11 protein-coding genes are annotated in these 10,032 nt (G+C 71.2%); 4 read left to right on the top strand and 7 right to left on the bottom strand.

Annotation, left to right across the window (positions count from 1 at the left end; translation table 11 throughout):
- Positions 1-125 precede the first annotated feature (125 nt).
- The 4 genes from frr to rpsB form a co-directional block, all read right to left on the bottom strand.
- Positions 126-683, bottom strand: a complete 558-nt coding sequence (gene frr / locus E1284_RS34325; protein ID WP_131944326.1) for a ribosome recycling factor — start codon at positions 681-683, stop codon at positions 126-128.
- Positions 684-755: 72 nt separating this feature from the next.
- Positions 756-1,457: a UMP kinase gene (gene pyrH, locus E1284_RS34320; protein ID WP_243714918.1), complete on the bottom strand. Its 702-nt coding sequence runs from the start codon at positions 1,455-1,457 to the stop codon at positions 756-758.
- Positions 1,458-1,616: 159 nt separating this feature from the next.
- Complete coding sequence (gene tsf / locus E1284_RS34315; protein ID WP_131944324.1) at positions 1,617-2,453, bottom strand: translation elongation factor Ts; 837 nt, start codon at positions 2,451-2,453, stop codon at positions 1,617-1,619.
- Between the two features lie 82 nt (positions 2,454-2,535).
- Positions 2,536-3,483, bottom strand: a complete 948-nt coding sequence (gene rpsB / locus E1284_RS34310) for a 30S ribosomal protein S2 (RefSeq protein WP_131944323.1) — start codon at positions 3,481-3,483, stop codon at positions 2,536-2,538.
- Between the two features lie 387 nt (positions 3,484-3,870).
- Between rpsB and E1284_RS34305 the strand changes: the two genes are divergently transcribed.
- Positions 3,871-4,572 (top strand): murein hydrolase activator EnvC family protein, encoded by a 702-nt coding sequence (locus E1284_RS34305; protein ID WP_131944322.1) that lies wholly within the window; start codon positions 3,871-3,873, stop codon positions 4,570-4,572.
- A 298-nt stretch (positions 4,573-4,870) separates the two neighbouring features.
- Here E1284_RS34305 and E1284_RS34300 read toward each other — a convergent pair whose 3' ends face one another.
- Positions 4,871-5,782, bottom strand: coding sequence for a tyrosine recombinase XerC (locus E1284_RS34300; protein WP_243714917.1), 912 nt, complete (start codon positions 5,780-5,782; stop codon positions 4,871-4,873).
- A 157-nt stretch (positions 5,783-5,939) separates the two neighbouring features.
- On the opposite strand from E1284_RS34300, the gene E1284_RS34295 reads away from it, so the two are divergent.
- Genes E1284_RS34295 through dprA form a run of 3 tightly spaced genes read left to right on the top strand, consistent with a single transcriptional unit; the run spans position 5,940 to position 9,033 of the window.
- Complete coding sequence (locus E1284_RS34295; protein ID WP_131944320.1) at positions 5,940-6,293, top strand: YraN family protein; 354 nt, start codon at positions 5,940-5,942, stop codon at positions 6,291-6,293.
- Positions 6,293-7,846 (top strand): YifB family Mg chelatase-like AAA ATPase, encoded by a 1,554-nt coding sequence (locus tag E1284_RS34290; RefSeq protein ID WP_131944319.1) that lies wholly within the window; start codon positions 6,293-6,295, stop codon positions 7,844-7,846. Before E1284_RS34295 ends, E1284_RS34290 begins: the two co-directional genes overlap by 1 nt.
- Complete coding sequence (gene dprA / locus E1284_RS34285) at positions 7,843-9,033, top strand: DNA-processing protein DprA (RefSeq protein ID WP_131944318.1); 1,191 nt, start codon at positions 7,843-7,845, stop codon at positions 9,031-9,033. The genes E1284_RS34290 and dprA overlap by 4 nt, the downstream gene beginning before the upstream one ends.
- 74 nt (positions 9,034-9,107) lie before the next feature.
- Here dprA and E1284_RS34280 read toward each other — a convergent pair whose 3' ends face one another.
- Positions 9,108-9,422 carry a DUF2469 domain-containing protein gene (locus tag E1284_RS34280; RefSeq protein ID WP_131944317.1) on the bottom strand — a complete coding sequence of 105 codons (315 nt, stop codon included), beginning with the start codon at positions 9,420-9,422 and terminating at the stop codon, positions 9,108-9,110.
- Positions 9,419-10,032 (bottom strand): ribonuclease HII (locus tag E1284_RS34275; protein ID WP_131944316.1); only part of this gene is annotated, 614 nt, incomplete at its 5' end. The genes E1284_RS34280 and E1284_RS34275, both read right to left, overlap by 4 nt.

The following is a 10,032-nucleotide window of genomic DNA, read 5'->3' as shown; positions in this document are numbered from 1 at the left end:
GGCGCGCTCAGCGGAGCCGTCCTGCCCGGAGGGCGGGTCGAGTGCTTCTCCGGGGGGCGGGCCGGCCATGTCGACCTCCGGCTCATCCGGGGAGCCCGAGGGCTCCCCGGCGTTGTCGAGTTCCATCAAACCTCGAGCAGTTCGGCCTTCTTGTGCTCGAGCAGCTCGTCGATCTGCGCCACGTAGCGGTGCGTCGTGTCGTCGAGCTCCTTCTCCGCACGCCGGACCTCGTCCTCGCCGGCCTCGCCGTCCTTGGCGAGCTTGTCGAGGGTGTCCTTGGCGCGGCGCCGGATGTTGCGGATGGAGACCCGGCTGTCCTCGGCCTTCGCACCGGCGACCTTGATGAACTCCCTGCGGCGCTCCTCCGACAGGTCGGGGAACACGACGCGGATGACGTTGCCGTCATTGGTGGGGTTCACACCGAGGTCGCTGTCGCGGATCGCCTTCTCCACCGCCTGCATGGACGACTTGTCGAAGACCTGGACGATGACCATCCGCGGCTCGGGCAGCGTGAACGACGCGAGCTGGTGGATCGGCGTCGGCGTCCCGTAGTACTCGGCGGTGATCTTGTTGAACATCGCCGGGGTGACCCGGCCGGTGCGGATGGCCTGGAAGTCCTCCTTGGCGACCACGACCGCCTTTTCCATCTTCCCCTCGGCCTCGAAGAGGGTCTCGTCGATCACTGTGACTCCCGTGTCATCTGGTCGGCCCTGGTCGTGCGGTCCGGCGGCGCGGGACGCCGCCGAGGGCTGCGGTCAGCCCTGTGCCGGGCTGACCAGCGTGCCGATCTTCTCACCCCGGACGGCCCGGACGATGTTGCCCTGTCCCATGAGGTCGAAGACCACGATGGGCAGAGTGTTGTCCATGCAGAGACTGATGGCCGTGGCGTCCATGACCTTCAGGCCCCGCTGTAGAACTTCACCGTAATCCAAACGGTCGAACTTGACCGCGTCTGGATTCTTCCGTGGATCGGCGTCGTACACACCGTCCACTTGGGTGGCCTTCAGTACCGCCTCCGCACCGATCTCCAGCGCGCGCTGGGCGGCGGTGGTGTCGGTGGAGAAGAACGGCTGCCCGAGGCCCGCGCCGAAGATGACCACGCGGCCCTTCTCCAGGTGCCGGATGGCGCGCCTCGGGATGTACGGCTCGGCGACCTGGCTCATGGTGATGGCGGTCTGCACCCGCGTGTCCAGCCCGAGCTTCTCCAGGAAGTCCTGGAGGGCCAGGCAGTTGATGACGGTGCCGATCATCCCCATGTAGTCGGCGCGGCCGCGGTCCATGCCGCGTTCGGCCATGACGGCGCCGCGGAACATGTTGCCGCCGCCGCAGACGACCGCCACCTGCACGCCGTCCCGGACGGCCTCGGCGATGGCCTCGGCGACGTGCTGGACGACCTCGGGGTCGATGCCGAGCGGTTCGCGTCCGGCGAAGGCCTCGCCGGAGAGCTTCAGCAGCACCCGCTTCCAGCCGGCCCGCGGCGCGTGCCCGCCGCGCCCGCCGGACGTCGTCCGATCGGACGACGAGGCCGCCGTCGCGCTAGTGGTCGTCTTGTCCGGCACGTCGGCGGCCTCCTCGTTTCTCGCGATGTCTTTCGGGTCCCTGTCTCCAGAGTGCCCTTATGCCTGCCCGACCTTGAACCGGGCAAAGCGGACGACCTTCACGCCGGCCTCGTCGAGGACCTTGGCGATCGTCTTCTTGTTGTCCTTCACGAACGCCTGCTCCACGAGGACGAAGTCGCGGAAGTAGGCGTTCACCCGGCCCTCGACGATCTTCGGGATGGCCTGCTCGGGCTTGCCCTCGTCGCGGGTGAGCTGCTCGGCGAGCGCCCGCTCCTTCTCGATCGCCTCGGCGGGGATCTCCTCGCGGGTGAGGTACTTCGGCGCCATCGCCGCGATCTGCTGCGCGACGTCCTTGGCGACCTCGGCGTTCTCGGTGTCCAGCTCGACCAGCACGCCGGTGGTCGGCGGCAGGGACGGGTCGGACTTGTGCAGGTAGCTGGCCACGTAGGCGCCCTGGAAGTGGGCGAAACGGCGCAGCTCCAGCTTCTCGCCGATCTTGGCGCTGTTCTCCTCGATCAGGGCCTGGACGGTCTTGCCGGGCTCGATCTCGGCGGCCAGCAGGGCGGGCGCGTCAGCGGCGCCGCTGCCGGCGGCGAACTCGACAAGACGCTGGGCCAGCTCGATGAACTGCGCGTTCTTGGCGACGAAGTCGGTCTCGCAGTTGAGCTCCAGCAGCGCGCCGTCGCCCGAGCCGGTGAAGTGCTCGGCGACCAGGCCGTTGGCGGCGGTCCGCTCGGCGCGCTTGCCGACGTCCTTGGCGCCCTTGAGGCGCAGCAGCTCCGTCGCCTTCTCGAAGTCGCCGTCCGCCTCGGTCAGGGCGTTCTTCACGGCCATCATGCCGGAGCCGGTCAGGTCGCGCAGCCGCTTGACGTCAGCGGCGGTGAAGTTGGCCATCGCTCTCTTCGCTTCTCTCGTCGTTGGTCGTGGACCCGCGACGGTCCCGGCGGCCCCGCGCGGGGCCGCCGGGACCGCGGGATCAAGCCTGCTCGGCCTCGGCGGGCTTCGGCGCCTCGGCGGCCTCGGCCTGCTCGGCCGCCGGAGCGGCGTCGGCCGGGGCCTCCGCCGGGGTCTCGGCCGGAGCCTCGGCCGGGGTCTCCGCCGGGGCCTGCGCCTCGGCGCCCTCGGCCGGCTTGTTCTCCAGCAGGTCGCGCTCCCACTCGGCCAGCGGCTCGGCGGAGCCGGCGGCCGCGGCGCCCTCGGCCGGCTTCTCGTCCCCGCCGGTCGCGGCGCCCGCGCGGGCGAGGAGGCCGTCGGCGACGGAGTCGGCCACCACACGGGTCAGCAGGCTGACGCTGCGGATGGCGTCGTCGTTGCCGGGGACCGGGTAGTCGACCTCGTCCGGGTCGCAGTTGGTGTCGAGGATCGCCACGACCGGGATGCCGAGCTTCTTGGCCTCGTTGACCGCGATGTGCTCCTTCTTGGTGTCCACGATCCAGATGGCGCTCGGAACCTTCGCCATGTCGCGGATACCGCCGAGGGTGCGCTCCAGCTTGTCCTTCTCGCGGCGCAGGCCGAGCAGCTCCTTCTTGGTCATGCCGGAGCCGGCCACGTCGTCGTAGTTGATCTCCTCCAGCTCCTTGAGCCGGGTGAGCCGCTTGTGGACGGTGGAGAAGTTGGTGAGCATGCCGCCCAGCCAGCGCTGGTTCACGTAGGGCATGCCGACGCGGGCGGCCTGCTCGGCGATGGACTCCTGCGCCTGCTTCTTGGTGCCGACGAACAGGATCGTGCCGCCGTGGGCCACCGTGGCCTTGACGAACTCGAACGCGCGGTCGATGTAGGACAGCGACTGCTGCAGGTCGATGATGTAGATGCCGTTGCGCTCGGTGAGGATGAAGCGCTTCATCTTCGGGTTCCACCGGCGGGTCTGGTGGCCGAAGTGGACGCCGCTCTCCAGGAGCTGCCGCATGGTGACGACGGGTGCCATTGCCCGTGTTCTCCTTCTCTGGCCCTACCGGGCCGCATTTGGTTGTCTGCCTGCGCCCGGGTGCCGTCCCACCGCCGCCGGAGCGACGGACCGAGGGACTGCGCCCCACCAAGACCTGCGGTGGCATGCGGACGCGTGAAATCAGCCGCCATGGGCGTCCCAGGCGGCTGGCCCGTTGCCGGGTCTGGGCCTGTCCGTTCCGGGAGCGGCTTCTCGCCTCCCCACCCGGAGGTGGGTCGATGACGGCCTGGCCCTGGCCGGTGTCCTTTCGGGCACGCTTACAGATTATCAGGGCGCCGACGCGTCCGGGCATCAACGGTCCGCGGGGTTATCCACAGTTCGCCGCCCCCGTCGACGCGGCGGCGGGGACCCGGCAGGCTGCGCTGCATGACACTGCTCACGCTGCTGCTCACCTGCATGATCGCCATCGGCGGACCTGGCCTGGACGCCTGGCGATGGCCGTTAGGCCCGCCCGCGCCGCGGGTCCTGCGGGCCTACTCGCCGCCGTCCAGCCCGTGGGGGCCGGGGCATCGCGGGGTGGACCTCGCCGGACGCCCCGGGCAGGCCGTCTACGCCGCCGGGCCGGGGCGGGTCCTCTACGCCGACCGCCTGGCGGGCCGTGGCGTCGTCGCGATCGATCATGGCGCGCTTCGGACGACGTATCTGCCCGTCCGGCCGAGCGTGCACGTGGGGGGCCGGGTCGCATCCGGCGCGCGCATCGGGGTTCTGGAGGGCGGCCGGCGGCACTGCCGGGTGACCTGCCTGCACTGGGGGCTGCGCCGCGGTGCCCTCTACCTGGACCCGCTCAACCTGGTGCGGCGCCAGGTACGCCTTCTCCCCCGCTGGACGAGCCCGTCCGCGTCTGCGTCTGCGTCCCAGAGCGCATCGCCGTCGGAGCCGCATTCGCGGATGGCCCTGCGGGACGCCACCACGGCGACGGGCGGAGCCTTGACGGGCATGGTGCTGACGTTGACGGCGGCCTTCGCCTGGCGGCGCACCCGTATCCGATTTCGACTCCACCGCCGCCGGCGTCCGCCTCCGGGCGTCATCGACCTCGCCCACGAACGCCGCCTACGCCGCACCCCGTGATCTAGCGAGCCGCTGTCCCGCGTGCACCAAAGTGGGGCGGCGGTCTGCACCAAGGCTCGGGCCGGACGGAACCGGAGGGGCATCGCCGCCGCGGCACCCACCCTGAACGAGGACACGCTGATTCCTGCGTGGTTGCGTCGCCGCCATGGCGGCAGCGCTCGCCGCCGACGAGCTTCTCCGCGCTGGGCTGGTCGAGGATGACGCGGCTGTCGGACAGCGAGGGCCCGGCACGGGGGATCAGCCGGTCCAAGGTGGTCGATGAGGGCACGGCGAAGAACTGCCCCGTCCGCGCGCGGGGTCAGTCAGGGTGGGTGCCGCGGGGATGGGCTTGGCGGTGAACCTGTTTCAGTCGCTCGGCCGACACGTGGGTGTAGAGCTGCGTGGTCTGGAGGGAGGCGTGGCCGAGGATCTCCTGGACGCTCCGGAGGTCGGCGCCGCCCTCCAGCAGGTGTGTCGCGGCGCTGTGGCGGAGTCCGTGGGGGCTCAGGTCGGGGACTTGGCCGACCTCCGATATCCGTGCGTGGACGATGCGGCGTGCGGTCGTCGGGTGGAGTCTTCCTCCGCGAACCCCGAGGAAGAGTGCCGGCCCGCTGTCTTCGTTCGCGAACGACGGGCGCCCTGCGCGCAGCCAGTCCTGGACGGCGCGGACAGCCGGCTCCCCTACCGGAACGGTGCGTTCTCGTCCTCCCTTGCCCAGGACGCGGACCGTCCTACGCCCGGTGTCCAGGTCGTCGATGTCGAGCCCGCACAGTTCACTGACGCGGACACCCGTTCCGTAGAGGACTTCCAGGACGGCCAGATCGCGGAGCCCGATGGGGCCTTGGGCGTCCATGGTGTCCAGCAGGCGGGCCGCGTCGTCCTGGGTGAGGACGCCGGGGAGGTCTCGCTGCCGCTTGGGCGTGCCCAGCAAGAGCCCCGGGTCGTCCTGCAGGAGGCCGCGCCTGTGCAGATGCCTCGTGAACGCGCGGGCAGCGGCCGTCCGGCGGGCCAGGGTGGCGCGGGAGCGGCCGAGAGCGTGCTGGCGGGCGAGCCATGCCCGCAGGAGCGAGACGTCCAGCTGCGCGGGTTCGATGGCGCCGGTGGCAGCGGCATAGGTGCACAGATCGGCCAGATCACCCAGATAGGCGCGCAGCGTATGCGGGGAAACGTCGCGCTCCGCCCTGAGATGTCGCTCGAAATCGGCTACGGCGTCCTCAAGCGCTTTCGTCACAGCCGCCACGCTGCGCCAACGGCACGTCCGGCGCAAGCACCGGCCGGGGGTGCCACGGAATCACCGCCGATCCCCGGCCGGGTTATCCACAGAATGCGGTTCGACTATCACACACGGTCACGATGCGGCAGCGTCGGAGGCCGGAGGTGAGGCACCCATGAAAGCTCACATCAGCCTCGGCCGGCGCGGCGAGGACGCGGCCGCCGACTACCTGGCCGGCCTCGGCTGGACGATCCTCGACCGCAACTGGCGATGCGGCGAGGGCGAACTCGACATCGTCGCCCACGACGGGCGGCGGCACATCGTCTGCGAGGTGAAGACCCGCCGCTCCACCCGGTTCGGCGACCCCCTCGAAGCGATCACCGCCGAGAAGGCGGCCCGCTTACGGCGGCTGGCCTGGCGGTGGGCCGCCGCCCACGGGGTCGGCGGCGCGACCATGCGAGTGGACGTCCTCGGCCTGATCGGCGATGGCGACGGCTTCTCGATCGATCACCTGCGGGAGGTGTGCTGATGACGCTCGCCAAGACCCGCTCGGTGTCCCTGGTCGGCGTGGACGGCTTCGTCGTTGACGTAGAGGCGGCCATCACCAGCGGCGTCCCCGGCCTGCACCTGGTCGGCCTTCCCGACACGGCCCTCAGCGAGGCCCGCGACCGCGTCCGCGCCGCGATCTTCAATTCGGGCGAGGACTGGCCCAACCGCCACGTGACCGTGTCGCTGTTCCCGGCGAGCATGCCGAAGAAGGGCTCGACCTTCGATCTGGCCATAGCCATCTCGCTGCTCGCGGCGGCGGAGGTCGTCCCTCCGCGCAGCTGCGCGGGACTGGTGCTGATCGGCGAGCTCGGCCTGGACGGCCGTCTACGCCCGATCCAGGGCATACTGCCCGCCGTGCTGGCCGCTGCCAATCGGGGCTGCCGCACCGTCGTCGTGCCCCGCGCGAACGCCGCCGAGGCGGAACTCGTCCCCGACATGGAGGTCGTGTCCGCGAGCACGCTGCGCGGGCTGCTGTGCCTCCTGCGCGATGAGCCGCCGCCCACCGACGAGGACGAGGAGGACGACTTCGCCCTCCCCGCGGAGGGGTACGCCATCCGGCAGCAGGAGATCCCGCCCGACCTGGACCTCGCCGACGTCCGGGGGCAGGCCGAGGCGCGCCGCGCGCTGGAGATCAGCGCGGCGGGAGGACACCACCTCTTCTTCGCCGGGCCACCGGGCTGCGGCAAGACGATGCTCGCGGAGCGGCTGCCGACGCTGATGCCGGCCCTGGAGCCGGAGATCGCGCTGGAGGTCACGGCGATCCACTCGGTCGCCGGAACCCTTAGGCCGGGGCAGCCGCTGATCACCCAGCCGCCGTTCTACGCCCCGCACCACACGGCCTCGCGGGCGTCGATGGTCGGCGGCGGCTCCGGCCGCGTGCTCCAGCCGGGCGCCGTGTCCCTCGCCCACCGCGGAATCCTCTTCCTGGACGAGGCCCCGGAGTTCTTGGGAGGGACGCTCGACGCGCTGCGCCAGCCGCTCGAAGAGGGCGTGGTGCGCATCTCCCGCATCGAGGGCATAGCTCACTTCCCGGCGCGGTTCACGCTCGTCCTCGCGGCGAATCCGTGCCCGTGCGCCGCCGCGAAGCAGATCGACTGCTCCTGCGCGCCGGGCGTCCGGCGCAAGTACGCCAGCCGTGTGACCGGCCCGCTCCTCGACCGCATCGACCTCAAGCTGGAGCTGACACCGGCCAGCCGGGCCGAACTCCGCTACGACCTGGAGTTCGCCGAGTCCAGCAAGGTCGTGGCCGAACGCGTCCAGCTCGCCAGGGAACGGACACTCCACCGCCTCGCGGACACCCCCTGGCGTTCCAACTCCGAAGTGCCCGGCCCAGAGCTGCGGAGACGCTTCACACCCTCCGCCGACGCGATGCGAGGGGCCGACGAGGCCCTCCAGAGGGGCACGCTGAGCGCGCGCGGGCTCGACCGGATCCTGCGGGTCGCCTGGACCATCGCCGACCTGGCCGGCCACGACGAGCCCGGCCCGGACGACGTCGGCGGCGCACTCGCCCTGCGGTCTGCGGGGCGCCAATGAGCGACGACCGCACCGCCCGCGCCACCCTCACCGCCGTCGCCGAACCCGGCGACGCGTTCCTCAACCGGATCATCGACCGCTGCGGTCCGGAAGAGGCGCTCGAAGCGATCCGCACCGGCGGTCTTCCCGGCACCGTGGACGCCACCCCGAAGGAGGTCCAACGCCTCGGCCAATGGCGGATCCGCCTGATCGCCGCCGAACCCGACCAGGACATGGCCGTGTGCGCCCGGTTCCGCGGCCGCCTCATCTGCCCGGGAGACCCCGAATGGCCGACGACCCTCGACGATCTCGGCTCCGTACGCCCCTACGCCCTGTGGCTGCGCGGCCCCGGCGACCTGCGCTACCACTGCCTGCGTTCGGTCGCCATCGTCGGTTCCCGCGCCGCGTCCCCCTACGGACTGCGCGCCGCCGCCGACTTCGCGTCCGACCTCGCCGACGACGGCTGGACGGTGATCTCCGGCGGCGCCCTCGGGATCGACGCGGCCGCCCACCGAGGTGCGCTGGCCGCCGACGGCCCCACGGTCGCCGTCCTCGCCAACGGGGTCGACGTCCCCTACCCGGCGTCCAACGAAGGGCTGTTCGCGGAGATGGCGCGGCGGGCCCTGCTGGTCAGCGAGTCGCCGCCGGGCACGCATCCGCACCGGCTCCGCTTCCTCGTCCGCAACCGGGTGATCGCGGCGCTGTCCCGGGGCACGGTCATCGTCGAGGCCGAGGCCCGCAGCGGCGCCCTGAACACCGCCGGCTGGGCGTCCAAGCTCGGCCGCGTGGTCATGGCCGTGCCCGGCCCGATCACCTCCCGCAGCTCGGTCGGCTGCCACCGGCTCCTGCGCGAGGAGGGCGTCACGCTGGTGACCCGCCCGGAGGAGATCATCGAGGCCGTGGGACGCATCGGCGCCGACCTGGCACCGCCGCACAGCACACCCGTCCTTCCCCGCGACCGCCTCGAACCGGTCACACGGTCCGTCCTCGAAGCCTTCCCTGCCCGCGGCGCGGCCGGCCCCGCGCAGCTCGCCGTCACGGCGGGCGTGGACCTGACCACGGTCAACGCGAAGCTGGGCCTCCTGTCCGCGTCCGGCTTCATCGAACGCGCGCCTTCGGGCTGGCGCCTGACGAAACCCGGAAAGTCCGCCAAAGGTCCCGCCGAAGACCCCGATAGACCTCAGCCGCCCGCCGAGCCCCCGAGATGACCCGACCAAGGATCGACCAGGCGATCAATCCGCCGGCACACGCCGCCTCGCTGCACGCGAGCCGGCCGCACAAGTCACTCGTTAGAGGGGAGTTCGAAGTCGCTCTTGGCGAGTTCTTCGACGTTCACGTCCTTGAACGTAACAACGCGCACGTTCTTGACGAAGCGAGCAGGGCGGTACATGTCCCACACCCAAGCGTCCTGCATCGTGACCTCAAAGAAGACCTCACCGGTGTCGGCGCCGCGCACCTGCAGGTCGACGGAGTTCGTGAGGTAGAACCTGCGCTCGGTCTCGACGACGTAGCTGAACAGCCCGAGGACGTCGCGATACTCGCGATAGAGCTGCAGCTCCATCTCGGCCTCGTACTTCTCGAGATCCTCGGCGCTCACGCTCGTGCCCCTTCCGCGCAGCCCTCGCCGGAGACCTCCCCTTCGGTCTCCTCCCCCACGGCCACCTCTCCATTGTTGCGCAAGGCCCGCCCGACGTTGACGTAGGAGAACCGATGTTCCGGACACGGACCGTGCGCGGCCAGCGCCTCACCGTGCGCTCGCGTCACATAGCCCTTGTGGACGTCGAAGCCGTACTCGGGGTACCGCTCGTGGAGCGCGACCATGATCCGGTCTCGGGTGACCTTCGCGACGATAGAGGCCGCGGCCACGCACGCCGCGGCCTGGTCGCCTTTGATCATCGCGAGGCCGGGAACGTCCAGCCCCGGCACCGGGAAGCCGTCGCTCAGCACATAGGCGGGCCGCTCGTCCAGGGCGGCCAGGGCACGCCGCATCCCGGTGATGTTGCACCGGTGCAGGCCGATCCGGTCGATGTCGTAGCAGGGGATCACAACCGCGCTCCACGCGTACGCGCGCTCAGTGATCTCCGCGTACAGCTCCTCGCGGCGTGCCGGGGACAGCAGCTTGGAGTCGGTGAGCCCGTCGATCCGCTTCCCTCCACCCTGAAGGATCACCGCGCCGACCACCAACGGCCCCGCACAGGCCCCCCGCC

The sequence above is a fragment of the Actinomadura bangladeshensis genome (assembly GCF_004348335.1).
In the GTDB taxonomy this organism is placed as follows: Bacteria; Actinomycetota; Actinomycetes; order Streptosporangiales; family Streptosporangiaceae; genus Spirillospora; species Spirillospora bangladeshensis.
Note: the sequence above shows the minus strand (reverse complement) of the source record. Positions and strands in the feature narration are given on the sequence as shown.

Excerpts from the sequence above, each read along its gene's own strand:
- tsf (WP_131944324.1), bottom strand. The coding sequence starts at position 2,453 with ATGGCCAACTTCACCGCCGCTGACGTCAAGCGGCTGCGCGACCTGACC.
- rpsB (WP_131944323.1), bottom strand. The coding sequence starts at position 3,483 with ATGGCACCCGTCGTCACCATGCGGCAGCTCCTGGAGAGCGGCGTCCAC.
- E1284_RS34305 (WP_131944322.1), top strand. The coding sequence starts at position 3,871 with ATGACACTGCTCACGCTGCTGCTCACCTGCATGATCGCCATCGGCGGA.
- E1284_RS34295 (WP_131944320.1), top strand. The coding sequence starts at position 5,940 with ATGAAAGCTCACATCAGCCTCGGCCGGCGCGGCGAGGACGCGGCCGCC.
- E1284_RS34290 (WP_131944319.1), top strand. The coding sequence starts at position 6,293 with ATGACGCTCGCCAAGACCCGCTCGGTGTCCCTGGTCGGCGTGGACGGC.
- dprA (WP_131944318.1), top strand. The coding sequence starts at position 7,843 with ATGAGCGACGACCGCACCGCCCGCGCCACCCTCACCGCCGTCGCCGAA.